The organism is Spirosoma panaciterrae DSM 21099 (assembly GCF_000374025.1).
In the GTDB taxonomy this organism is placed as follows: Bacteria; Bacteroidota; Bacteroidia; order Cytophagales; family Spirosomataceae; genus Spirosoma; species Spirosoma panaciterrae.
Genome location: NZ_KB893217.1, coordinates 215,018 through 239,908, shown reverse-complemented (window position 1 = coordinate 239,908; position 24,891 = coordinate 215,018). Strand labels below are relative to the sequence as shown.

The following is a 24,891-nucleotide window of genomic DNA, read 5'->3' as shown; positions in this document are numbered from 1 at the left end:
TTCATTATTGGTATTGATCGTCAAGTTGCCGTACATTCGTTTGTATACAGATTGATACAGCCTCTCCCGATGACTACCCAACAAACACGCGCATTTACGAAAAAATATCAACGACACCCACTGGCTGCTGTGCCGTTTTTATCAACTGCCTGCTGGGTTATGTTGAGCCTGGTACCACTTGGCTTATCGGCTCAAAAGATGACAGCTGCAAAGATGGACGCACTGGTCGAAAAAAAGATGTGGTCGGCCATCGACGAACTCAGTGATTATGTCTCGCTCCCCAATGATGCCATCAATCCGGCCGACATTACGAAAAATATAGCCTGGACCGAAAAAGCATTCGCGAAGCGGGGGTTTCAGACCAGCGTGCTGCAAACGCCCAGTCTGCCCGTGGTCTTAGCCGAAAAAATGTATCCCAAAGCCACGAAAACCGTTCTGTTTTATTTCCATCTGGATGGGCAACCTGTGCGGGCAAATGAATGGAATCAGAAAGATCCGTTCGGTACGGTATTAAAAGAAAAGACGGGTAGCGGTCCGTATAAAGAATTGGCTGGCGATTTGCCCAAAACGACTGTCAACGACGAATGGCGATTGTTTGGCCGATCCACTTCCGACGATAAAGGGCCAATTATCATGCTGTTGAACGCCCTCGATATTGTTCAGGCTGAGGGCAAAACGCCCCCTTTTCATGTGAAGGTGATCATCGATACGGAAGAAGAAAAGGGTTCAGCCGGGCTAAAAGGCGCATTGACTGCTCATAAAGACAAACTGCGGGCCGATTATATGATCGTGATGGATGGCCCCATGCACTCGTCGAATATTCCAACGCTTACCTTCGGCTGTCGGGGCAATGCCGGGTTTACCATAACCACCTATGGGCCCATTACCCAGCAGCACAGTGGACATTTTGGCAATTATGCACCCAATCCGGGGTTCCGGCTCGCCCGGTTGATTACGTCGATGAAAGATGAGCAGGGACGAGTATTGATTCCGGGCTTTTACGAGGGCATTTCGTTCGACGAAGCGACCCAGAAGATCATGGCGGCTGTGCCCGATAACAAGGCCGAAATCAATAAAACCCTGTTGATTGCCGACGAGGAAAAAGTGGGTCACAATTATCAGGAATCGTTACAATATCCATCGCTCAATATTCGGGGGATGAAGGCCGCTGTAGTTGGCAAAGGGTCCGGCACGATTATTCCGGAAGAAGCCGTTGCCAGTTTCGATATTCGGCTAGTACCCGAAACGGATGGCCAACGAATGATCGATCTGGTTCGAAAACATATTGAGAAGCAGGGGTTCACCGTACTGGATCATGCGCCAACACCCGAAGAACGGTTGAAATACAGCCAGATCGTTTTTTTTGAAGGCAGCGCCGGTACACCTGCTTTCCGCACGAACATTAATGCACCCATGGGTGTTTGGTTGCGTAAAGCGATTACGGAAAGCTTTGGTAAAGACCCGGTAATTATTCGGATGATGGGTGGAACCGTACCCGTAGTGCCGTTTATCCAGGAATTGAACGTACCTGCCGTGCTGGTTCCGCTGGTGAATATGGACAACAACCAGCACAGCCCGAATGAAAACCTGCGACTCGGTAATCTGCGGACGGGCCTGAAAACCTGTCTGGCTATTTTGAATACACCGCTGTAATGATGGACTATTTGTATAGGCTGGCCATGATAAAAGGTTTCGTGTTAATGAGTCTGTTAACGACGGTTGCGCTGGCGCAAACGCCTTTTGCCGAACAGATAGCCAAACACCGCGAAGCCTACAAAAAGGACTTACTGACCACATCGGGCGGGCCGCTGAAACCCGACGATCTGGCGTTTGTCCAGTTTTACGCGCCCGATTCAACCTACCGGGTTACGGCCACCGTCGAACGGATTACGAAAGCCGAGCCCTTCGATATGCCGACCTACAGCGGCAAAACCAAAGAGCATGTAGCCTATGCGCGGCTGTCGTTTGTACTGCATGGAAAACCTCAACAGTTGACCCTGTACCGAAGCCTGAATCTGATGCGCGTACCCGAATACCGGGATTATCTGTTTTTGCCGTTCAAAGATGCCACGTCGAGCAAAGAGACCTACGGCGGAGGCCGCTATATGGACCTGCGTACTGGTGACATAAAAGAGGGGAAACTGATGCTGGATTTCAACAAAGCCTACAATCCCTATTGCGCGTTTCAGGATGGCTATTCCTGCCCCATTCCGCCCAAAGAGAACGAATTACTTATCCCCATCGAAGCGGGCGAGAAATCGTATGGGAAGGCGCACTGAGGCTTGTAATTGGCCATGACCGCACCCAGGTTATTGCCTGCAATGAAGTCTAATGGCTCAATGCTTACCCCGGAGTTACGGTTCCTGCCCAATTCCATACCGTATGGCTGCTTTTAGTATTTCCGTATGTATGTCTTTTAACGTTTTGAATTTAATGCAATAGCCGGTTATACTTGCCCTGCCTATTTTGTCTCCATACGTTTGGGCTAAGTAGGTCTTATCCTCGACACCGAGGATATAGACAGAGATGCCCGTTTTGTTGGCACTGATACCAATTTGATAAAACGGTCTGGTTTTTCCGTCTGCATAGTGTATCGTGCGCAGCCCGTAGCCAATGCTAGGATTACTAACGGATTTGTTTTCAGCGTCTTTTCCGTCGAGGAACCATAATTGACAGGCTGGCATTACCTCCAGAATAATTCGGTGCAGCGTTTGAATATCACTGCGTTTGGGTTCTGGCAGGTTTGTAATATACGCCTTGATTTGCCCTTGAACGTCCATATAAAACGATGCCTTGTTTGGCCAGTGATTGACAAAAAATAGAATGGTGAAATCGTCGATTGCCTTGCCTTTAGGCACTATACGAGAGTTGGTAGCCAACGAAGCCTGTTGCCAACTTTGGGGCTAACCCCAAACGAACTCAGGAGCGTATCGATCCAACGGGCCGATAGGTGTTGATGAGCACACCTGTGGGGCTAACCTTCGTGCTGACGTAAGCAAGCTGACATGGGTCCACACTATCCGAAAAAAAGCGTTTGCCCCGGCCCAGCAAGACCGGATAGACCAAAAGGACAACCTCGTCGGCCAATCCCTGATCGAGCAATATGGATGTCAGCGTTGAGCTACCCCAGACAATCAGGTCGGGCCCCTCTGTTGACTTGACAGCGCGTATGCCCTCAATGATGTCTGCACCTAAATCTTCAACCGGCCCCCATTCGAGACTCTCCGGCCTGTGCGTCGCCACATATTTCGTCGCGCCATTTATACCGTTGGCTATTGGCGTGTCGCCAGCATTAGGCCAGTAGCCGACCCAGAGATCGTAGGTATGGCGACCAAGCAGCAGATCGAAACGGTTGCCATGGGCTTCCATGACGGCCGCTAAACCAGCCGGGCTTTGATAGGGTGTCGACCAGTTGCCATACGAAAAGTTTTCGGTGTTCTCGTGCTGTATTATGCCGTCCAGCGTGACATGGGCCATGATTCGGATCGTTCTCATTATGGGGCTATTTGTTTACTGTTTCCACAAAGTTAGAGCAGATGAGGTAGGGCATGAAGGGCAATCGCGACAATGTAAGGGGGTTTTGTGCCCATTTACCATTGCTTAGACCGATGCTGTTGACACATACCTGATTCGTGCGGCTTTTGGGAGCCAGCTCCCTTAATTAACCGATCGGAAGGGTTTTTACAGCGTAAGTTTTTCTGGCTTGTGTGTGTGCTGTTTGGAAGGAGATTGAACCGCAACCAGCGTAATAATGGCGGAGAGCAGAAGGGAGCCTGCCATAAAAATATAGGAAGCGCCAAAGCCACCCGTTTCTCCGTTTAGATACCCCACTACATAAGCGCCAATAAATGACCCCAGGGCACCAAAGCTATTGATGAGGGCCATAGCGCCCCCCGCCACATTTTTGGGCAACAGGTCCGGAATGATGGCGAAGAACGGGCCGTAGGGCGCATACATGGCTCCGCCCGCAATAATCAGCAACACAAAAGACAACCAGAAATGATCCACACCGATCAGGTACGATGCATAAAACGCAATGGCTCCCAGCAACAGAAACGGCCAGACAAAGGCTTTCCGGTTCAGGGTTTTGTCGGAATAGTAAGAGGCACTTAGCATACCGATAATGGCCAGCACATAGGGCACCGACGATAACCAGCCCGTTTCGACAATGGTCATATTGGGCGCAGCTTTTATGATGGAGGGAAGCCACATCACGAAGCCGTACACGCCAATGCTCCACAACGCATACTGAAGGCTCAGCAGAATGACAGTGCGGGATTTGAACGCTTCGCCGTAATTTTTGACGGGCTTGATACCCTGTTGTTCCTGTTGTAGCTGGTCGGCAACGGCTTCTTTTTCGGCTTCGGTGAGCCAGTCGGCATCATTCGGATTATCATCGACGAGTTTCCACCAGAAAAACGCCCAGATAATGGCCGGAAGCCCTTCTACAATAAACATCCAGCGCCAGCCAACGGCTTTGATCAGATAGCCCGACAAAATCGACATCCAGAGAATGGTAGCCGGGTTGCCAAGGATCAGAAACGTATTGGCCTGGGATCGCTCCGTTTTAGTAAACCACCGACTCAGGAAAAGCAGCATCGAGGGCATCACCGCGCTTTCGACCACGCCCAGCATAAACCGGATCAAGATCAGCAGATTAACATTGCTTACAACCCCCGTAGCTACGGCCAGACCTCCCCACAGAATCAATGACCAGAAAATGAGCTTTTTCGCGCTCTTTTTCTCGGCATACACCGCCCCTGGCACCTGAAAGAAAAAGTAACCCAGAAAGAAAAGCGAGCCCAGCAACGACGACATGGCCGGGGTAATGTGCAGATCGGCAGCCATACCGCTTGCGGTCCCAAATCCGAAATTGGCTCGGTCCAGATAAGCCAGGCTATACGTAATAAACGCGATGGGCAGCAGTCGATACCAACGGGATTTAGCAAGGGGCTGGCTCATTTTTTAGTCGGGAAGTTCGATGATTCGCTAGTTGGGAAAGCTGAATAGGCCAGAAACTTTACTGTCTGAGGGGTAAAAATAGAGTGGATAAGACAGGTTGAAAGGCCAACAGTGGTCGGAACTTACTTCTTCGCCCAGATCAGCCCATAGTCCATTTGGGTAGGAATGTTGTCGGGTGTGGGTTGTAATCCGGCCTCCATCAACCAGCTTCGGTATTCGGCCCGGCTGTAGCAGCGCCCTTTGGTATTCCAGAATAATTGTGCGGAGTAGTCGGTAACCGCCAGCGGGCCATCCAGTGTATCGTTCAGAAACGCATCGTGAACCCACAATTCGCCCCCCGGCCGCAGGGCTTCGGCAAAACGGTGGGCCAGCCACTGACAGGTGGGCGTTGGCCAGTCATGAAAGAGGCTGGCAGCCAGTAAGATATCCGTTTGCGGCAATGCATCCGTAAGCATATCGCCCGGTAAGAAACTTACCCGTTCTTTAACCGTAGTTGCGCCCGGTCGTCCGCTCTGAGAAAATTCATCCAGCAATTCAGAAGCCACAGTTAGTACAGCGGGTCGGTCCAGAATCGTGGCGGTTGAGGTCGGGTTGGCCAGTAACCATTCGTAGGTGTAAAAGCCCGTACCACCGGCCACATCGAGCAGATGCCCTTCGCGTTGGTTCATCCTGGCGGCTACAATAGGCGACAGATGCCGGGCGCGGCCTGCCAGACCAAGCGTCAGAAACCGGGCCAGTTCGGGATCATCCATGGGTGACGGACTTTCATCATCTTTGACAAACGAAATCCCATCTTCGGCATGAAGCGGCCCGTCGTTCCGAAGCCGGGCGACCATTTCCACTACACCCGCATCGTCTTTTTCGAGTCCCAGGTACCCCGTCAGGTTGGGCGTATTGGCCTGAGTGACGTACTTCCCCAACTCGGTTATATACAGACGTCCCTGCTGATCGAAGGCAAGCAGGTCCATGGCACATAGTGCCGGCAACAGCACCATGGCCGGACGTTCGGCCAGTCCAAGCCGGGTACGAAGGGCTGAGATGGACAGAGGGGCGGTTGTCAGTTCGTCAAAAACAGGCAGGTAATGAACGGCCGCAATCAATAATCGGGAGCCAAACATGGCGCGTAACTGACGGGTAATTGGGGCTAAATCGAGTGGAGAGGAATCTGGCATGAGAAAAGTTTTTAACGAACGATCAGGCTGCAAAACTAAAACCTATTGGTTGAGGAAGCCTGTTCTGGGCTCGTTTTACTACTCAGGCAGCCCGGTACAATTCTTTTTCGATAAACCGCAGGAACGCGATGGACGCAACGGTGTACAGGTCAGGATCTTATTCCTTGCGTCTTTGCGCCCTCGCGGTTTAAGAAATGTAGCTTTAACCTTTATTCTGCTTTGATAAATAGCCTGAAGTGAGTAGCCATCGTACTATTATGGGTTTAGAGTGAAAGTTGAATGCTTTACCGTTCTGATGACCGCTACCGATATCCAGACAATCTTTGAAAAGCTCTCCACCCTGAAGGTGGGCGTGATTGGCGACTTTGCCATCGATTTATATTTCAACTTCCAACCCAATACCGGCGAGCAGTCCATTGAGACGGGCCTGGATGTCTTTTGGGGGAGCCAGCCCAAGGCTTCGCTGGGAGCAGCCGGGAATGTGATCCAGAATCTGACCGCTCTAGGGGTAGGGCAGCGGTATGTGGTTGGCTGTGTTGGTAATGACCTGTACGGCCGCGAAATGCAGCATTTATTTCGCTCTCAGGGGGTCGATGTACAGCAGCTACAGATTATTGACCAAGGGTGGGATACCTGCCTCTATACCAAGCCTATGATCGCTACCCAGGAGGCTAACCGGATCGATTTTGGTACGGCAAATGAACTGGAACCGCGCCTGTTCGATCAGGTACTGGCTGGTTTGGAAAATCTGCTGCCAACGCTGGACGTACTGATTATCAATCAACAGTTTGCCCGGCCATTGCTTACCGACCAGCGGATGAACCAACTGAACGAGTTGATAACCCGTTTCCCGGCGGTTCGGTTTGTAGCCGATATGCGCACCGTAGGCAAAGCGGTACGGGGGGTAACGCTGAAAGTAAATACGGCCGAACTGGCTTATTTTTTAGGAATTGAGCTGCCCGACCAGGCCGATATACAGTGGTGTGTTGTGCACGGAACAACCTTGCGAAACGAACTGGGCGGACCGTTGCTTATTACGCGTGGACAGGCCGGAATTTTGTATCTGGATGAGTCGGGAGCGCAGTCGGTGGAAGGATTGCCCTTACAGGGCGAACTTGATACCGTAGGGGCCGGCGATACGGTGGTAGCGGCCTGGGCCGCCTGTATGGGGGCAGGCGCTACACCCAGACAGGCACTCGATATAGCCAACCTGGCCGCAGCTGTTACCGTACAGAAACTGGGGCAGACGGGTACGGCCAGCCTACCTGAAATTCTTGATTTGTTTCATACATACCATTCCAATGACTAACGAAGTCGTACAGCAGTGCCGTCAGGAACTGCACCATCACCTGACCAACGAACTATTACCCTTTTGGATCGACCGCGCCGTCGATGCTGAGCATGGAGGATTTATCACCCATTTTGACCAGTTGGGCAACGATTCGGGCGAGGACGAAAAATCTCTCATTGCCCAGACCCGTTCGATCTATACCTATTCATCGGCGCATCGGGCCGGGTATGGTGAGGGCAAACTGGCCGAGATGGCCCGCCACGGTGTCGATTACCTCCTGACCCGCATGTGGGATACAGAACACGGCGGGTTTTACTGGATGACCAATCGCAAAGGCGACGTACTGAACGACCAGAAAATCGTGTACGGTCAGAGCTTTGCTATCTATTGCCTGAGTGAATACACGCTGGCTACAGGCGACCCGCGCGGTGTCGAGTACGCCCAAAAGGTATTCGATCGGTTACAGAAGCATGCCGTTGACACCTGTTATGGCGGATATTTTGAAATGTTTGAGCGCGACTGGACCCTCAAAGGCCCCGGAGCGGCTGGTGGAGACCGTAAAACGCTGGATGCCCACATGCACCTGATGGAAGCATTTACTACTCTGTATGAGTGCACCCGTTTGCCGCTTCATCGCCGGAAGTTGCTGGAAGTCATTACTTTGCTGGTGGATAAGATTATGCATCCGGTCTATGGTACGGGGATTCCGCAGTTCTGGGCCGACTGGCGGGTGGCTCCGCAGATCAAATTCGACATTATCTGGGGATGGGATCGGTTTACCGAAGATGGCATCAAACGGGAAGCGGAAGATAACACGAGCTATGGCCATAATGCCGAGTTTGCCTGGTTGCTGATTCATGCATTGGATGTATTGGAAATCCCATATGAAACCTACCGGGAGCAGTTGCACAAATCATTCGCCCATGCGGTCGATAACGGGGTAGACTGGGAGCATGGGGGTGTTTTTGTGGAAGGGTCGCACAGTGGGCAGGTGTATGACCGCGAAAAGGAGTTCTGGCAGCAGGCCGAAGTGCTGATCGGTTTTCTGGATGCCTATCGGATTTTAGGCGACGAGAAATACTGGAAAGCTTACGAGAATGTTCATCGGTTTGTGATGGACAAAATGGTCAACCATCCGGTAGGGGAGTGGTGGCCCCTGATGACCCGGCAGGGCACTCCGATCTGGACACACATGAGCCATTCCTGGAAGATCAATTACCATACCGTTCGGGCAGTGGTACAGTCGATCCAGCGACTGGATAAGCTACGGTAATTAGCTGAAACGCAGAACGGTTGGCCCTGGCCAACCGTTCTGCGTTTCAGCTAATTAGGTATTAATTCATGGTCACCTTGACCATCACGGGCTGGTGATCGGACGGATAACGCTGCTCTTTGGCATCGGTCAGAACCCCGTATTTCCATACTTTGAAGGATTTGCTCACAAAAATGTAGTCGATGCGGTTGTTCATCGGTGCATCAAATTTGAAGCTATTGAACGTGCCTTCGGGGCCGTAGGCTGGCATAGCCGTTACATCATGGGCATCGCTCAGCAACGTTTTGATGGTCTGAATCTGCTCGGTATCGGGAGTAGAATTGAAATCACCCGTCAGAATGACCGGCTCCGCCTTAGCAATTTCCTTGATTTTGGTCACCATCAGTTTGCCCGACTGCCGACGCGCTTCAACGCCCTGGTGATCGAAGTGAACATTGAAAAAGTAGAAGTTCTTTTTGGTTTTCAGATCGGTAAACTGGGCCCATGAACTGATGCGGTTGCAACAGGTAGCGTCCCAGCCTTTGCCGGGTTTGTCGGGGGTTTCGCTTAACCAGAAATTGCCTGACTGGAGCACTTTAAACCGATCTTTCCGGTAGAAAATAGCCGAGTGTTCGCCTGCTTCTTTTCCGTCGTCCCGCCCCGCCCCGATAAACGCGTATTCAGACATTTCGGCCAGATCGTTCAACTGATCGCGAAGCCCTTCCTGCGTACCAAACAGATCGAACTCGTGGAAGCGAATGAGCGCCTTCACATTTTCCTTTCGATTGGGCCAGGCATTGATCCCGTCATTTTTCGTGTTATAACGCAGGTTATAGGTCGCCACTGTAATCGGTTCCGATTTTTGGGCAAGCATAGGCTGAGCCATCAGTAGAGTACCCAGTAATAAAAGAATGGTTAAGCGCATGAAACTAAGTTTTTTAAACCGTAAATGTATAAAATAAGCTTCCTCCTGCACCCTTCCCTTTTAAGGAGAGGGTGCAGGGAAGGTCGGTCAGCTACCAGCCCGGATTCTGCCCTAGCTTGGGATTCACCAGCAGGTCGTTGGATGGGATGGGGTAAAGATAAAACTTATCATCCCATTTGCGGTTGATGTTCGTGAGCCAGGTCAGCTCACCGTAGGTGTCGTTTTTGAGCCGTTGTGGATTCGGTACGCCGTTTACGGTTTCGGCTACGTTGACATAGGTAACCCCCGAAATCTGCGTGGCCGGTTTCACTTTATAGAACACCACATCGGGCTTGCCATCTTCGTTGAGGTCCATTGGCGTATCCAGAGCCGGTACATAAAAGCCATTCCAGAGTTGATCCATCAGCGGCCCCCGGTTCCAGCGAATGATGTCGGGGAAACGGAAACCTTCCAGGGCCAGTTCGATACCCCGTTCGCGACGTACTTCGAGCAGAACCGGGTCCGAAATGCCGGGGAAATAGTTGGCTTGCAGATACGGATCTACGGTAGTGGGCTTGGTGGTCAATCCTGACGTAATACCGGCCCGTTTGCGCAAAGCACCGACTGTTTTGGCCCAGTCCTCATCGGTGAGGGTACCCAATTCCGTTTTGGCTTCGGCGTAGTTCAGCAGAATTTCGGCATAGCGCATCATACTGATGGAGTTGATGTTTCGCGAACCACCATCGTAATACACATCATCCAGCGACCATTTGATGGGCATGTAGCCCGTGTAGGTATAGGAGAAAACCGGAGGACCTGGCTCCACGGCACCCCCATTGGTACGGGTATAGCCAGGCGTACGAATGGTTTGTTGCAGGCGTTTATCCCGGTTTTTGGTTTCCTGCATGAAGGTCATGGTCTCGTAGCCCGGCTTCGAGGTGAACGGTGTTCCATCAAGGTTCAGATAGGTGTTGACGAACGTACGGGTAAGGCTGACGCGCGCGCCGTAGGTAGCGCTGGTCCACCACCAGTTGGCATCGTTATACACGCTCAGGGTAGGGTCGGAGATGTTGGCCAGCATGATCTCACTGGTAACGGGCGTGGTACTGGTAAACAACTGCCGATACGATTTGTCGGTACCACCAACTTCGCTGATGCTGAATCCGCCTTCCGTCATTACTTTTTGAGCGGCACTGACGGCTTCGTTCAGCCATTTGCCAGACGTACTGCCCAGATTATAGCTGGTGCGGTATTTTCGGAAGGTGCCTTCAAATAAGCATACCCGCGATTTAAAGCCATAGGCTACGTACTTCGTTACCAGACTGCGGGTGTTGTCGTTCGTCGTTTTGATGTTTTCACAGGCATAGTTGATGTCGGCCAGTACCGAATCCATCACCATGGCCCGGGGGTCGCGTGCATCGTATAGATCGGGATCGTTAACGCCCATGGCTTTATTGATCCAGGGAACATCACCAAACCGTTTTACTTTTTCGAAGTAAAACCAGGCCCGGAAAAAACGGGCAATGCCAATGTAATGCCGCTGTACGTCAGGAGCGATGGCAGGACTATTGCAGTTGGCAATGAAGTAGTTGATGTTGCGCAGGGCTGTCCAGTCCCAGCCCGAGCTTTGCTGAGGGCCATAAGCACCGGGGCGCAGAAAATCGGGCACCTGTGTGCGGGCGGCATAATCGGCCATTTGGTCGCCTTCGTGCAGATCGCTTGCGCTGGGTAGATTGTCGTAAAACGAGGTTACGTATAAATCCAGGCCGGCCGTGCTGCTAAATACGGCCCCTTTGGATGCCGTCGACTGAGGGATCTGCTCCAGTTCGCTACAGCCAACCAAAAACAGGGCGATAAGAAAAAACCAGCTATATCGTAAAGTATTCATGATCGATTGTTGGATTAGAACGTGGCGGATATACCCATCGTAAAGCTTTTCAGAATGGGGTAGTTGTTGCCATTACCACTGCTGTTGTTGTTTGGGTCAGGGCTTGAACCGGATGGCGGATTTAAAACCGCATCGGAGCGACCGATATTTTCTACGTCAATGTCGCGAGTCAGTTTGTAGAGCGGAGACCAGGTCAGCAGGTTTTCGCCGGACAAGAACACACGAGCAGCATTCATCCCTACCTTCCGAATCAGGGTTCGGGGCAGGTTGTAACCGATCTGGATGTTTTTCATCCGCAGGTAGGCTACCCGTTGCAGGTACTTTGTCTGGGCCTGGTAAAGCTCACCAGCGCTGTTCTGCGACACATAGCCACGATACCGGGGTAAGTAGGTATCTGGATTCTCGGGTGACCAGATTTTGCCCAACTGCCACTCCGGTAGTTTGTTGTATGGCCGGTTATACTGCCCCCAGAAAATACTGGCTTCGGCACCGGGCCACCAGTCCTGATGGCCAACGCCCTGGAAGAACGACGAGAAGAAGAAGTTGTTCCAGTCGGCGCCCAGCATAATGCCGTAGGTATATCGGGGCGTTGAGTTGCCAATAATGCGCCGGTCGCCGGGATTGCTGACGGTATTGTCGCCATAGCTGATGACACCATCACCGTTCAAATCCCGAAATTTAATATCGCCGGGCAGCCATTGGCCCGTATTGGAGGCCTTATACAGATTTTGTTTCGGCGATTGGGCTACATCGTCGGTCGAGGTGAAGAAACCAGCCGTTTCATAGCCCCAGATTTCACCAATTCGTTGGCCAACGTAATAGGTCGAATTGTCGGTGCTCAACCGTTTGTTGGGGTTATTGTAGTTATCGATCGTAGCGGTGTAGTCGGCCATTGTCAGCCGAACTTCATAGTTGAAGGGCTTGCTGGCCACCGAGAGCTTATCGCGCCAGGTCAATACGGCTTCCCAGCCTTTGGTGGTCAGGTCGGCGTAGTTGCCTTTCGGTACGCTGGTGCCAAACACGGCGGGTAAGGTCATCCCAACCGTAAACATGCCGGTTGTTTTGCGGAGGTAGGCATCGCCCGTAAAGGTCAGTCGGTTGTTCAGCATGCCCAGGTCAATACCCAGATCGGAGGTAGTTGAGGTCTCCCAGGTCAGGCCGTCCGGCAGAACCGTTGGCTGTCCGGTTTTTTGTGGTTTCACCCCATTCAGGATACGGCTCGACTGCGAAATGCTGAACTGTTCCTGAAAGGCATACGACCCAATGCTACCATTGCCCAGCGAGCCGTACGAAGCTCTGATTTTCAGGTCGGTAATGGCTTTGGGCGATACTTTCCAGAACGGCTCGTTCGAAACCCGCCAACCCGCCGATACTGATGGGAAGAACGCATAGCGCTGATCGGTCGGGAACTTGGACGAGCCATCATAACGGCCGTTCAGTTCGAGCAGATACCGATCTTTGAATGCATAATTGAGTCGATAAAAGCCGCCCAGAATCGCCCAGGTTTCCATACCGCCACTGGTGGAGATTGACTGACCAAGCGCCAGATTTATATCCTGTGCATCGGCGAAAATAAGCCCGTTCCGAACCACTTCGAGCCGACGGAAATTCGAATGTTCGTAGTTATACCCGGCCAGCACTTTCAGATAATGATTGGGACTGAAACGCGGTTCGTACTCCGCATAGAGGTTCGTAGCCGTATAAACGGTTTGCCGATACAGATTTTGCAGGTCGTTGTAGTTGGTTCCCACATACTCGATCACGCCCGGTTTGCGGCTATAAGGCACGGGCACCCGCGTCCGAAACTCGTCATTATCGGTGGTCTGGAAGGTGAAGTTGCCTTTGATGCGCAGTTTGTCATCGAAGAAATTGGTAGCGAAATCGGCTGTATTCCGAAATACCCGCCGGTCCATGTTGATGCCGTTTTTGCCATACCAGAAATCACCTACCGTGTAGGCCGCCGAATAGGTAAGCGTACCGTCGGGGTTGAACATGGGGGCTACGTTATGGCCTTCGTCCGAAATGTTTCGCCAGATACCACCCCCTTCGCCTACGTTGAGCGGATTATGGTATTTCATCGACGAGAAATCGGCATTGTTGGTGACCTTCAGCCAGGGAAAAAGCTGAATTGATCCCTTGGCGCGCAGGCTCATGATCCGGTAGTCGTCGGAGTTGTATTTGAAAAGACCATCCTGCGAATAATAGCGGCCCGTTACGTAGAAATCGGCTTTGCCACTGCTGCCCGAAAACGACAGGTTATGTTCGGTAGCGCTGGTGTTTTTCTTATACAGCTCGCCATACCAGTCGGTGTTTTCGTAATAAACATACTCGCCCGTGGTGGGATCGACAACCGTTTTGGGAAGGCTGGGGTCGTTGTTCCGGCGCTCCAGCTCGGCCAGATAAGCGGCTGAGAATTTAACCGTTTTGTTGATGTTCTGCGGGGTTTGTGCGTAATCGTTCCAGGCCGACCAGCCTTCGTTAAACATCTTGGCAAACGTGTACCCGTTGGTCACAAAATTGGGTACCGACGTAGGGCTCTTGATCGAATGGTTGACCGAATAGGTTACGCTGGTCCGGTCTTTGGTTGGGCTTTTCGTCGTGATCAGTACTACACCAAATGCACCCCGTGCCCCGTAAATAGCGGCCGAAGCCGCATCTTTCAGCACCGATACACTGGCTACGTCATTCGGATTCAAGCGGCTCGGATCGCCTTCTACCCCGTCGATGAGCACCAGGGCGCTACCACCCTGACCAATAGAGGTTGTTCCCCGGATGTTGTAAGTAGGCGATTGGATAGGCTTTCCATCACCCATAGTCAGGTTCAGGTTCGGAATCGTACCCTGAAGCCCTTGTGATAAATTAGGCAGCGAGCGATTTTCCAGTACTTCGCTGGTTACCTGATCGACAGCGCCGGTCAGGTTCACTTTCTTTTGCGTACCGTAGCCCACCACAACCACTTCTTCCAGCGATTTGGAATCGGCTTTGAGCGTCAGGCTGATCACACTCTGGTTACCTACCAGAATTTCCTGACTCAGATAGCCTACAAACGAGTAAATAAGGGTTGCCTTCCCATCGGGCACCGAAATGCGGTACTGCCCTTTGGCATCGGTGGTTGTACCCCGCTGCGTACCTTTGACCACGACACTTACGCCCGGCAGTACTTCGCCTTTGTCGTCGCTGATCGTACCCGTAATGGTCAGATCGGCACTGACAACGGTTGGTATCGACAGGGTGTTGATAGAAGGCAGCGTGAATGAGGTATTTTCAATCGTTTTTTTGCGAAGGAGAATACGGGTGCCGACTACTTCATACGAGATGCGCAGTGGACTCAGCAGTTCGTCCAGCACTTTGGAAAGCTTGCCGTTCGATACATTGACCGATAGTTTCTGATCGGCCCGGATGCTGTTGGTACTATAGACAAACTTAACATCCGTCTGTTTTTCGAGTCGATTCAGGATTTTCCAGATCTCGACCGATTCCATTTTCAGAGTGACCTCTTTGTTAAGGATTTCCTGAGCGTGCGTGTCGCGGGCAAACGACAGGCCATAGCAGAGAGCGAAGAGCAGTAGCTGCACAACCGTTGTCTTCATGGCGTTCCACAAAACCTGTTTTAGGTAAAATTGTCTCGTCATAATAATACGATGTTCATGAAAAAGAGAGATGAGTAATTGGGTAAATTGAGCGTTGGAGGGCAATCTATAGCGCGATGGCGTGTTTCATCCCGCAAAATTAGGGTTGTCAATATTATCAGTATATTAACTCTATAGGTGTAATTATTAAGTTTGTTTGTCTAGTTTTGACAGCCTTCGCCGTTGATAAAAAGGGTGGTCCCCCGCCGTTCGTAGGTGGCATTCAGGGATTTACAGACCAGATCGAGTTGTAGATAAAGTGGTAAATCGTTGAGGTCGCCATTGAATGCGCATTTATTAAGGGCTTGGTTTTCAACGATAAATTCAATGCCATAGGCTTTACTGAGTGTAGCCAGCACCTGCCCCAACGGTACCCGATCAAACACGAAGGACGTTTTGTTTTCGGGGGGCAGCACCATTTGTGGGGTTTCGATTAGGCCGGGGGTAAGTTTCTGTGAGAGTTTATCGAAGGTTATTTTTTGATTCGGAATCAGAATAACGCCATTTCGATTGCCGTCGGACTTCTCAGCGGCCTCATATACCGATACCTTGCCTTTACTAACCCGTACTTCAATTGACTTGTCGGTATCGTATGATTTTACCGTGAATCGGGTTCCCAATACCTGGGTAACCAGATTGCCGGTATGAACGATGAACGGGCGGGAGGTATCTCGGGTAACATCGAAGGTAGCTTCGCCCTGGAGGTATATTTCCCGTGTTTTAGTACCGAACTGTTCAGGATAACTCAGATTGCTTCGCGGGCTGAGCAATACATAACTACCATCTTTCAGGCTGATTTTCTCGGCCTTGTTCGATGTATTTTTAATCGTAATATTCCCTGTTGATTCGGCAGCCTTCCGGGCAATTGATCGGCTAGCCTGATGGATAGTGGCCTGGCGGCTGACGAAGAACCCAGCCAGAATAAAAAGGAGGATAGAAGCGGCAACCGCACTGATCCGGAACCAACCATACCGGACCAGAAAAGGCTGTTGACCTATTGTATTTGTATAAATGCGTTTCCAGATGCGCGTGTGGAGGGTCTGTTTTTCGGTGGCACTCAGGGTAAGCTGACTTTGTTCGATCATACGATCCGACCACTCACGCATCAGTTTTTCCTCGTCGGGGCTGGTTTCTCCGGCAAGGTATTTCTCGATTAGTTTATCAAAATCGTACTGGTTCATGGGGTGGTGTGTTTGTGCGGATCAGTTCTGATAAATCCGAAGTTGCTCCTGAAGTACTTTGAGCGACTTGGTGATATGATATTCGACCGCCTTTTCCGACAGGTTGAGCTGCCGGGCAATACTTTTCACAGGTTGATTTTCGAAACGGCTTAGCTTAAATACTTCGCAGGTTTTTTCCGGTAGCTTTTTCATGACTTCCTCTACCGCTTTCGATAAATCGGAGAACTGAACGGTTTCGTCGGTCAGCTCGGCCTGATGCAATTCGTGAAGAATGAGGTATTCCTGATAACGCCGTTGGGTAATTTTCGACTTGATGTAGTTCGTGGACAGGTGTTTGATGGAGACAACCAGATACGAACTCAGATGCTGTATGGTCGTCTGCTGGCGTTTGTTCCAGAGCGATTCGAACAGGTCGTGCACCAGTTCTTCCGCATCTTCCCGGCTTCCTGTTTCATGATAGGCCACACAGAATAACTTATACCAATAGCGATTGTAGATTTCCTCAAAAGCTTTTTTGTCGCTCTCTTTGAGAAAATAAGTCAATTCACTATCGGTTAACTGTGGATGCATCGAGTCGAGTATCGCCGTTTATGTATAGTCAATTAAGTGGCTGAAATCCCTAAATAATTTTTAAAATTATGAGATAAGTACAATGTGTCCTCTATCCATATGGCCTTTTTTACCGAGAGACCGACTTAGTTTAAGGAAGTTAGCCAAAACGTATAACCCGGAATTGTCCTAAATGACCATCACATTGGCCGATTTAACCTGCCTTCATATAAATAAAAAAGCCCAGCCTGCAATGCAGGCTGGGCTTTTGAATGAATAGTAACTTAGCTGACTAATAACCGGGGTTTTGTGCCAGCACATCCTTACCCTGATAGTCGATCTGGGTCTGGGGAATGGGCTGATACTCATCCTTGCCCGCCGTGAACTTGCCCCCCGAATAAGCCGTTGGCAACAGCTTGCTCTCATACGCCAGGAACGCGTTCAACACCGTAGACGCTGTACCCCAACGAACCAGATCATAGAACCGGTGACCTTCACCCGACAGCTCCAATTTCCGCTCGAACTGCACCGCTGTACGAGCCGTCGCCTTATCAGCAAACGTTGCATAGTTGCTGATCACATAGTTGGCCGCTGGCTTGCCATCCTGCATCACAAAACCGGCTGGGTTAGCCGCCCGGGTACGCACCAGATTCACATAGTTGGTGGCCGTCGCTAAACTTCCCACTTCCACTTCACACTCAGCCGCCATCAGCAGCACATCCGCAAACCGGATGATGTTGTAGTTGATGGCCGAGTAACCATCCGTCCATGAGCTACCATCGGTCAGGGTCTTATCCTGCGACTTGTAGAAAACGAACTTCTTGGGTGAATAAGGACCGGCAAAGCTCTGGTCACGAATCCAGTCCAGACCAGGGTGAGGCTGCCAGTCCAGGTACTGAATACCCCGACGACCAATCGACCAGTCCAGACGAGGGTCGACNGGACCCGCATCGGGAGTGAAGGCNGCACTGGAGGCAATTCCCTGGTCNNTNTTNANNTGNTTAGCACCCGTNTTGTACGAACCATCCANNAGGGGTAAGCCTTTGGCATCGACCCGGAANGAGTTGGCCAGCTCGAAGCTGGGAGCAAAGAAGCCGCAGCAACCGGCCGGACCGTTGGAGCCCGTGTTGTAGGGGAAGTTCAGCACCAGATCCGGGTTCGCGTTGTCNGAGNTNCCCGNGTTNGCAGCCGCCTGAATGGCGAATACCGACTCTGAGCCATTGTCCTTGGCGGCATTGAAGTTGTCCGAGTAATTGGCTAACAGGGCGTACTTCAAGCCATTGCTGGTGACCCCACTGGTGATGACCTGATCAAACAGGGCCTTGGCTTCAGCATACTTCTTCTCGTAGAGGTAGGTTTTAGCCAGATACGCCATGGCAGCCCACTTGTTGGCCCGACCTACCGAGGACTGGGTAGCAGGCAGGTTGTCCTGAGCGAATTTGAAATCNGCTTCGATCTTGGGCCAGATGTCGGNGTTGTTAGCTACTTTCTCGATGCCGGTGCCATAATCGACGGTTTCGTCGATGAAGGGGACCATGTTGAAGTTGCGTTTCAGTTCGAAGTAGTAGTGGCCTCGCAGGAACCGAGCCTCAGCCTGAAGCCCTGTCTTTTGAGCAGCCGTTACATCGGAACCGGCAGAGGCCAGTGACCGGAGGACGGAGTTGCAGCGGGCGACGCCTTCGTACATGGCGTTCCACTTGGCGTTGACTTCGCCACTGGAGGGCAGGAGCTGGTAGGTTTCGTAGGGNGTCAGGGCGTTAAAGTCCCCCGAGTTGGAGCCTTTGTTGGCTTCTCCTCCCGATACGCTACCCCGCACCCAGTTGTAAGATGAGGCTGATTGGGAGAAGCCCCGGGCNTTGAGCTGGGCGTAGGCGCCCATCAGCAGTCCATCCAGACCCGCNTTGNTNGNAAGCTGGGNNCCGGAGAGCTGTCCGGTGGCGGGCACTTCCAGGAATTTGTCAGTACAGGCGAAGGAGACGGCCATCAGCAGGGTGGCGGTCAGCGTGCCTTTTGTAATCAGTGTTTTCATTGTGCGTATATGCCTTAGAAATAATAAGGAATAAGAGTCTTTTCAAATCCCCAGCGACTGATGTTCGTTTGTATCCAGGTTAGTCTATAAACGAACAAGGGTCGTTGGGTTGTATCTCGCCTGCGTTTAGAAACCGAAGCTTAAGCCTACGTTGTAGCCACGCTGAACGGGGTAGTTACCGATATCAATACCGAAGTTGGTATCAGCCGAGCCACCTACACCGGGGTCCATACCTGTATACTTGGTGATGGTGAACAGGTTGGTAGCCGATAACGAAATCCGCAGCCGATTCATGTTGATCTTGTTGAGGATCGTTGACGGCAACGTATATCCCAGGGTCAGATACTGCATGCGGGCATACGAGCCGTTCTCTACGTAGTACGAGTTGGGCTGGGTGTTGGTGCTGAAGTTCGATGCACTCTCGAAAATGGGCACCGTCGTGTTGGTATGCGTAGGCAACCACGAATCTTTCACCCGTGCACCCATTGCTGCCCCGGTGAAGGAGGGGTAGAAATCGGTAAACCAGCGCTGGTTGTTGAAGATNTTGTTGCCCAGGGAGGTGTACAGNTTGGTGTTCAGATCGAACCCTTTGTACTTNAGCGTCAGGGTGATACTACCCGTCATTTTCGGAATCGGGCTACCCAGATACTGCCGGTCATCGGCCGTGATCTTGCCATCNCCGTTGGTGTCGGCATAGCGGAAACGACCCGGACCCGCGCCATCCTGCTGGGGAGCTGCGGCCACTTCTTCCTTGCTGTTGAACAGACCGATCACTTTGTAGCCGTAGAACGAGGACAGATCATGACCCGGCTCGTTACGCACTACGTTACCACTCAGACGGGTTCCTCCGCCGTAGAAGTAAGGCACCAAGGGGTCAATCGATATGATCTTGTTATTAAGGAAACCGGCAATGGCGGTCACTTCGTAGCTCAGATCGCTGTTGATGTTGCCCCGGTTAGTGACTAAGATGTCGATCCCTTCGTTACGCATGCTGGCCAGGTTCTTGAAGGGAGCACCCGAGCGCACCCCGACGACGCCGGGCAGGGCCAGTTGGTAGAGCAGGTCTTTGGTATCCCGGCGCCAGAAGTCGAGCACCACTTCAAGTTTGTTGTTGAAGAAGGCTCCGTCGATACCGATGTTGCTGGTCACGTTGGTTTCCCACTTGGCCGAAGCATTTCCAATCTGAGTACGATAGAAACCAGCGGCAATTGTGTTGTTGGTTCCGTTGATGTCATACCCCTGGCTGGCGTCGCCACCGTACAGGTTGTACTGGTTGGTCGCGCTTAGGAAGTTGGAGTTACCCATGGTACCGTAGCCCCCGCGAATCTTCAGATCCGACACCCAGGGCAGGTTCTTCATGAACTCCTCGGACGACAGACGCCAGGCAGCCGACACAGCGGGGAATACCCCGTAGCGATTCGAAGCGGCAAACTGAGAGGAACCATCCCGACGAACAACGCCCGTAATGATGTACTTATCATTATAGGTATACCGCACCTGACCGAACAGCGAATAGAACTTGTTCCCCAGGCTATAACCGCTGCCAACCTGCCGGGTAGCACCGGGGGTGGTGGTGCTGATGGTGACGTAGTTAGGGTCGGTCGAGAAGGGGTTCTGGCCGGAACCAAAGATATTCCGCCCTGCGCCCGTATTCAAAGCTTCGATACCGGCCAGGGCGTCGATGTCATGGATACCAAACTTCTGTTTGAAGTGGGCCGTGTTGGTAAAGGTCCACGTTAAGCCATAGCCAGATCCTTCGCTGTAGGTGTAGGTGGTATTGTTTTCCGAGTTTTCGTACTGCACCCGACCGTAGCTATTATAGTAGTTGGTGTAATAGGCACCACCAAGGCTACTGCGCAGGGTCAGAGAAGGAATTACGTCATACTCCAGGTAGGCATTACCAAACCCGAAGATGTTGAAATTACTGTCGTTAGCCCGTTGTTGGCGGTCGGCAACGGCGTTGTGCGGGTTGTTGAAGCCCGGAGCAGCTGTACCGGCATACCCACCGAAGGAGTTGTACACCGGAATGATCGGAGGAGTACGGAAGGCCGTTAACACCTCATTTTCATCGGACGACGACGACGAGTTGTTGTTGGTCGAGTTACCCAGGATGCTACCAACGCCACCCAAAGTACCTTTGGTGCGGATGTAGGCGAGCTGGAAGTTTTCGCCGAAACGGAGCTTCTTGGTGATGTCGAACTCGGTGTTGGCCCGTAGGGTGTACCGCGAATAATCATTAAAAATGACAATACCGGCCTGCCGCTGCATACCCAGCGCAACGTAGAATCGGCTCGATTCGGTACCACCCGAGAAACCAATGTTGTGGCGCATCAGGGGGGCTACCCGGGTGATTTCCTTGTACCAGTTGGTACCCGCTTTGTTGGCTGGAATTACATTGTAAATCGCTCCGTTGGCAGGGTTCACGTTGTATTTCGCGGCTTCAGCCGTCAGGTCCACCTGCGAAGCCGACAAGCCTGAGCGGCTNCCCACCAGCAGATAATCGGGCAATACCGGCGTAGCGCCTTCTCCATACTGACCACCGGCTAAGCCTTTGAAGTCGTTGGTAGGGTAGGTACCCTGATAGATGTCGTTCTTACGAGCCTGCCAGGTCCAGTCAGCCTGCTCCTGTGGGTTCAGGATGGGCAGGCTTTTGCCCGGATCGGTTGCTCCGTAGAGTCCGTCGTAACTTACGCTCAGCTTTTGCGCCCGACGCTGACCCTTCTTGGTCGTAATAACAATCACCCCGGAAGCAGCCCGCGCGCCGTAGATGGAAGCCGAAGCGGCATCTTTCAGAACGGTAGTGGTTTCAATATCATCGGGTGCCAGGAAAGAGGTAGTTTGAACGGGTACGCCATCTACCACATACAGCGGCTGGTTACCCCCGAACGAACCGAAGCCCCGAACCCGTACCTGAGAGGAGGTACCCGGCTGCCCGTTGGTGATAACGGTGACCCCGGCTACGCGCCCCTGTAACTGCTGTTCAACGTTGGTCGAGGGAACAACTTTCAACTGAGCGGGTTTCACGGTGGAGACGGCCCCGGTTACATCCCGGCGGTTTTCGGTGGAGTACCCGGTAACGACGACTTCGCTCAGGGCGGTGGCTTCGTCTTCGAGTCGAATACTTAAGCTGCTTTGGTTGCCTACGTTGACTTCCTGGGTTTTGAAGCCGATGGCCGAAATCACCAGAACGGGATCTGTTCCTCTGATATTCAGCGAGAAGTTACCGTTTGCGTCGGAAGAGGTACCGACCTGGGTTCCTTTCAGGACGATGTTGGCTCCGGGTACGGCCCCATCCGACCCTGTAATTGTGCCCGTCACGCGACGGTCTTGGGCTGAAGCATGGAGGCTCCAAAGCAGTAGGACTGCACCCAGAAAAGCGGTCTGCAGAAACCTGTAGAACGATGCTTTCATGAAATTTAGGTTGGTTTGAAAAAAATGAGTAAACACATTACTGTTAAAGTAAGTGGACCAATATTAAGTTGGTTAAATTATATTTCAAAAGGGGATCGTGATAATTCTATTTTGGAAAATAAAGAAAAAAGATCTGTTTTATTGAAAAAATTAAATTAATACTAGATTAATATCCTGGTAATCAATAGTTTAATAGATAAATTATGTTAATATAATTACGTTTTTTCTTGAAAATTAAAGAAGAATTAAATTTGATTTTACAGGTAAACTTTTTGCCTTATTTCTCTATAAATTAGTCCCTGAAAAAGTGATTAAATTGACTTAATGAAATTTAATTGAGTATATTTTTTTTATGGCTCGTAATACTACTCAGTTAAATTACTTAGTCATATTTAATTAAACTACTTAATAAATTTTAACTAGTGCAAAATCATAACTCGACGTAGCAAATGGATACTTATTTTTTTTATGCCTACTATCGCAATCCGAAGGTTACTATTCATAAATCAGCTTGTCGCTTTTGTAACCAGGGTAAAGGCATGCAGCCTAACAAGTGTAGTTGTTCGACAGGGCGTTGGCGGGGAAGTTTTTCCAGTGTTGAGTTGGCTCTGGAGGCTGCCCAGGAAATTGGTAAGCGATTAGGTGTAGAGCCGACGTATTGCCAACGCTGTATGTCTGAGGTAGTTGCGATGGCTATGAAAGAAGAACTTGCTCTGGAAACAGCTATTTTTGAATAGAGGTATTCTGGCGAAGACAGTTTGTAAGGAGCGCAAAAAAGGCCCTGTTTGCAGACGGATGACTGCAAACAGGGCCTCTATAGTCTCTAGCCCAATCAGGAATCAACTGCCAAACTGCTTCACCAGGGTTTCGAGTGTATGCAGGGGTTGAACGCCCGACTGCCGCCAGACAATCTTCCCGTCTTTGAATAGGATCATGGTCGGAATGCTACGAATTTGGTATTGCTGAGCAGCCGCCTGTGCTTTATCGACGTCAATCTTCACAACCCGGACCTTATCGCCCGCCCGATCGGTAAGTTGTTTGAGAATAGGAGCCTGCTGTTTGCAGGGACCACACCAGTCGGCATAGAAATCGACCAGTACGGGTTTATCGCCGTTGATCAGGTCTTTAAACGATTGCTTGTTCATCATCTTGTTGATTTACGGTTCACTGGATTCCGTTTACAGGTTTCATGGGCAGACCGTACAAAGTCAATTTATGCCCGTGTAATCAAAAACAGTCCATTCGTTTTATTGTTCCTCATTGACCGGCTCGTTCAGAATGGTATGTCCCATTTTATCCCGCTTGGTTTGGAGGTAACGTTTGTTGTGTGGATTGGATGGAATTTCGATGGGGACTGTATCGACAATTTCAAGACCATAGCCCATCAAACCGGCGCGCTTCTTCGGATTGTTGGAAATGAGCCGGAGTTTACGTATCCCCAGGTCACGTAAAATCTGGGCGCCAACTCCATAATCGCGGGCGTCCATTGGAAGCCCCAGTTCCAGGTTGGCTTCTACGGTATCGCGCCCCATTTCCTGAAGCTTATATGCCTTGAGTTTGTTCAACAGGCCAATACCCCGCCCTTCCTGAAACATATAAAGAACAACGCCTTTCCCTTCGGCCTCTACCATTTTCATGGCTTCATGAAGTTGAGCACCACAGTCGCAACGGCAGGAACCGAAGATGTCGCCCGTCACACAGGAAGAATGGACGCGTACCAGAACGGGTTCATTAGGCTCCCAGCTTCCTTTAATGAGGGCCAGGTGTGTGTCGCCCGTGTTGCTTTGTTTGTAGGCAATCAAATCAAAATGCCCCCATTCGGTAGGTAGATCAACCCCAATTTCCCGGTGGATAAGCGTTTCGGTCTGGAGTCGGTACTCGATCAGGTCCTGAATGCTCACCAGCTTCATGTCGAAACGGTCGGCCATAACCCGCAGTTGAGGTAAACGGGCCATGGTGCCGTCTTCATTCAGTACTTCGATCAGTACACCGGCCGGTTGCAGACCTGCCAGTCGCGCCAGATCGATAGCCGCTTCGGTATGTCCCGATCGACGAATGACACCCCCTTCAGCCGCCCGTAAAGGAAATATATGCCCGGGCCGTCCCAGATCGTCGGGTGTGATGGTTGGGTCAACCAACGCCTGAATGGTTTTAGCCCGGTCGGATGCAGAGATGCCTGTTGTGCAGCCATGGCCCAGTAAATCGACCGAAACCGTAAATGGCGTGGTATGCACCGACGTATTGCTGGTGACCATCATATCCAGGCCCAATTCATTGCAACGTTCCTGCGTAAGCGGAACACACATCAGTCCACGGGCTTCGCGGACCATAAAATTGACCATTTCTGGCGTGACCATTTCGGCCGCACAGATCATATCTCCTTCGTTTTCGCGATCTTCATCGTCAACGACAATTACAATTTTACCCGCCTTAATATCAGCAATAGCCTCTTCGATCGTATTGAGTCGAATAGGGTTTATATCGGACGGGGCTAACTCATAACCAGAGGCAGATTCTTGCCCTTTGGCGTCAGAGTTGGTACTATTATTGCTCATCTTTTTTGGTCTATGCGTGTCTGTAAAAGTATCTTTGGTAGTGCTTAGCCAGTAACCCACTCGTTTGG

The 24,891-nt window shown here is 51.2% G+C and carries 17 protein-coding genes and 1 pseudogene; 5 read left to right on the top strand and 13 right to left on the bottom strand.

Annotated elements, in window-relative coordinates; translation table 11 throughout:
• Positions 1-198: 198 nt before the first annotated feature.
• Positions 199-1,653: a M20/M25/M40 family metallo-hydrolase gene (locus B153_RS0128515; RefSeq protein ID WP_245564963.1), complete on the top strand. Its 1,455-nt coding sequence runs from the start codon at positions 199-201 to the stop codon at positions 1,651-1,653.
• Between the two features lie 26 nt (positions 1,654-1,679).
• Positions 1,680-2,279: a DUF1684 domain-containing protein gene (locus tag B153_RS0128510; RefSeq protein ID WP_026262526.1), complete on the top strand. Its 600-nt coding sequence runs from the start codon at positions 1,680-1,682 to the stop codon at positions 2,277-2,279.
• Between the two features lie 75 nt (positions 2,280-2,354).
• On the opposite strand, the gene B153_RS0128505 is transcribed toward B153_RS0128510, so the two are convergent.
• From B153_RS0128505 to B153_RS0128490, 4 genes are all read right to left on the bottom strand, one after another.
• Positions 2,355-2,879, bottom strand: a complete 525-nt coding sequence (locus B153_RS0128505; protein ID WP_245564962.1) for a DUF1801 domain-containing protein — start codon at positions 2,877-2,879, stop codon at positions 2,355-2,357.
• 40 nt (positions 2,880-2,919) lie between these two features.
• Positions 2,920-3,495, bottom strand: coding sequence for a dihydrofolate reductase family protein (locus B153_RS0128500; RefSeq protein ID WP_026262524.1), 576 nt, complete (start codon positions 3,493-3,495; stop codon positions 2,920-2,922).
• 186 nt (positions 3,496-3,681) lie between these two features.
• Positions 3,682-4,962 carry an MFS transporter gene (locus tag B153_RS0128495; protein WP_020600165.1) on the bottom strand — a complete coding sequence of 427 codons (1,281 nt, stop codon included), beginning with the start codon at positions 4,960-4,962 and terminating at the stop codon, positions 3,682-3,684.
• A 122-nt stretch (positions 4,963-5,084) separates the two neighbouring features.
• Positions 5,085-6,134, bottom strand: coding sequence for a methyltransferase (locus tag B153_RS0128490; protein ID WP_020600164.1), 1,050 nt, complete (start codon positions 6,132-6,134; stop codon positions 5,085-5,087).
• Between the two features lie 295 nt (positions 6,135-6,429).
• On the opposite strand from B153_RS0128490, the gene B153_RS0128485 reads away from it, so the two are divergent.
• Both B153_RS0128485 and B153_RS0128480 read left to right on the top strand, forming a co-directional pair.
• Entirely contained in the window at positions 6,430-7,443 is a 1,014-nt protein-coding gene (locus tag B153_RS0128485; protein ID WP_020600163.1) for a bifunctional heptose 7-phosphate kinase/heptose 1-phosphate adenyltransferase, read from the top strand.
• Positions 7,436-8,698 carry an AGE family epimerase/isomerase gene (locus B153_RS0128480; protein ID WP_020600162.1) on the top strand — a complete coding sequence of 421 codons (1,263 nt, stop codon included), beginning with the start codon at positions 7,436-7,438 and terminating at the stop codon, positions 8,696-8,698. The genes B153_RS0128485 and B153_RS0128480 overlap by 8 nt, the downstream gene beginning before the upstream one ends.
• 61 nt (positions 8,699-8,759) lie before the next feature.
• Here B153_RS0128480 and B153_RS0128475 read toward each other — a convergent pair whose 3' ends face one another.
• The 7 genes and pseudogenes from B153_RS0128475 to B153_RS0128440 form a co-directional block, all read right to left on the bottom strand.
• Positions 8,760-9,602, bottom strand: coding sequence for an endonuclease/exonuclease/phosphatase family protein (locus tag B153_RS0128475; RefSeq protein ID WP_020600161.1), 843 nt, complete (start codon positions 9,600-9,602; stop codon positions 8,760-8,762).
• A gap of 91 nt (positions 9,603-9,693) precedes the next feature.
• Positions 9,694-11,469: a RagB/SusD family nutrient uptake outer membrane protein gene (locus B153_RS0128470; RefSeq protein ID WP_020600160.1), complete on the bottom strand. Its 1,776-nt coding sequence runs from the start codon at positions 11,467-11,469 to the stop codon at positions 9,694-9,696.
• 14 nt (positions 11,470-11,483) lie between these two features.
• The gene (locus B153_RS0128465; RefSeq protein ID WP_245564961.1) at positions 11,484-15,101 is read right to left on the bottom strand and encodes a TonB-dependent receptor; all 3,618 of its coding nucleotides are present in this window, start codon (positions 15,099-15,101) and stop codon (positions 11,484-11,486) included.
• A 158-nt stretch (positions 15,102-15,259) separates the two neighbouring features.
• Positions 15,260-16,279 (bottom strand): FecR family protein, encoded by a 1,020-nt coding sequence (locus B153_RS0128460; protein ID WP_020600158.1) that lies wholly within the window; start codon positions 16,277-16,279, stop codon positions 15,260-15,262.
• A 21-nt stretch (positions 16,280-16,300) separates the two neighbouring features.
• Positions 16,301-16,849: an RNA polymerase sigma-70 factor gene (locus B153_RS0128455; protein WP_020600157.1), complete on the bottom strand. Its 549-nt coding sequence runs from the start codon at positions 16,847-16,849 to the stop codon at positions 16,301-16,303.
• Positions 16,850-17,120: 271 nt separating this feature from the next.
• Positions 17,121-18,857 (bottom strand): annotated as a pseudogene (locus B153_RS0128445) (RagB/SusD family nutrient uptake outer membrane protein).
• A gap of 126 nt (positions 18,858-18,983) precedes the next feature.
• Positions 18,984-22,268 carry a SusC/RagA family TonB-linked outer membrane protein gene (locus B153_RS0128440; protein ID WP_020600155.1) on the bottom strand — a complete coding sequence of 1,095 codons (3,285 nt, stop codon included), beginning with the start codon at positions 22,266-22,268 and terminating at the stop codon, positions 18,984-18,986.
• 449 nt (positions 22,269-22,717) lie between these two features.
• Here B153_RS0128440 and B153_RS36090 point away from each other — a divergent pair, with 449 nt between their 5' ends.
• Complete coding sequence (locus tag B153_RS36090; RefSeq protein WP_020600154.1) at positions 22,718-23,005, top strand: hypothetical protein; 288 nt, start codon at positions 22,718-22,720, stop codon at positions 23,003-23,005.
• A gap of 102 nt (positions 23,006-23,107) precedes the next feature.
• On the opposite strand, the gene trxA is transcribed toward B153_RS36090, so the two are convergent.
• Both trxA and B153_RS0128425 read right to left on the bottom strand, forming a co-directional pair.
• Positions 23,108-23,413 (bottom strand): thioredoxin, encoded by a 306-nt coding sequence (gene trxA, locus B153_RS0128430; protein ID WP_020600153.1) that lies wholly within the window; start codon positions 23,411-23,413, stop codon positions 23,108-23,110.
• Between the two features lie 102 nt (positions 23,414-23,515).
• Complete coding sequence (locus tag B153_RS0128425) at positions 23,516-24,823, bottom strand: bifunctional 3,4-dihydroxy-2-butanone-4-phosphate synthase/GTP cyclohydrolase II (protein WP_020600152.1); 1,308 nt, start codon at positions 24,821-24,823, stop codon at positions 23,516-23,518.
• Positions 24,824-24,891 lie beyond the last annotated feature (68 nt).

Bases quoted from the DNA above. Each gene is read 5' to 3' on its own strand.
- B153_RS0128475 (WP_020600161.1), bottom strand. From the start codon at position 9,602: ATGCGCTTAACCATTCTTTTATTACTGGGTACTCTACTGATGGCTCAG.
- B153_RS0128425 (WP_020600152.1), bottom strand. From the start codon at position 24,823: ATGAGCAATAATAGTACCAACTCTGACGCCAAAGGGCAAGAATCTGCC.
- B153_RS0128495 (WP_020600165.1), bottom strand. From the start codon at position 4,962: ATGAGCCAGCCCCTTGCTAAATCCCGTTGGTATCGACTGCTGCCCATC.
- B153_RS0128460 (WP_020600158.1), bottom strand. From the start codon at position 16,279: ATGAACCAGTACGATTTTGATAAACTAATCGAGAAATACCTTGCCGGA.
- B153_RS0128515 (WP_245564963.1), top strand. From the start codon at position 199: ATGACAGCTGCAAAGATGGACGCACTGGTCGAAAAAAAGATGTGGTCG.
- B153_RS36090 (WP_020600154.1), top strand. From the start codon at position 22,718: ATGGATACTTATTTTTTTTATGCCTACTATCGCAATCCGAAGGTTACT.
- B153_RS0128455 (WP_020600157.1), bottom strand. From the start codon at position 16,849: ATGCATCCACAGTTAACCGATAGTGAATTGACTTATTTTCTCAAAGAG.
- B153_RS0128500 (WP_026262524.1), bottom strand. From the start codon at position 3,495: ATGAGAACGATCCGAATCATGGCCCATGTCACGCTGGACGGCATAATA.
- B153_RS0128510 (WP_026262526.1), top strand. From the start codon at position 1,680: ATGATAAAAGGTTTCGTGTTAATGAGTCTGTTAACGACGGTTGCGCTG.
- B153_RS0128490 (WP_020600164.1), bottom strand. From the start codon at position 6,134: ATGCCAGATTCCTCTCCACTCGATTTAGCCCCAATTACCCGTCAGTTA.
- B153_RS0128480 (WP_020600162.1), top strand. From the start codon at position 7,436: ATGACTAACGAAGTCGTACAGCAGTGCCGTCAGGAACTGCACCATCAC.
- B153_RS0128470 (WP_020600160.1), bottom strand. From the start codon at position 11,469: ATGAATACTTTACGATATAGCTGGTTTTTTCTTATCGCCCTGTTTTTG.
- B153_RS0128465 (WP_245564961.1), bottom strand. From the start codon at position 15,101: ATGACGAGACAATTTTACCTAAAACAGGTTTTGTGGAACGCCATGAAG.
- trxA (WP_020600153.1), bottom strand. From the start codon at position 23,413: ATGAACAAGCAATCGTTTAAAGACCTGATCAACGGCGATAAACCCGTA.
- B153_RS0128485 (WP_020600163.1), top strand. From the start codon at position 6,430: ATGACCGCTACCGATATCCAGACAATCTTTGAAAAGCTCTCCACCCTG.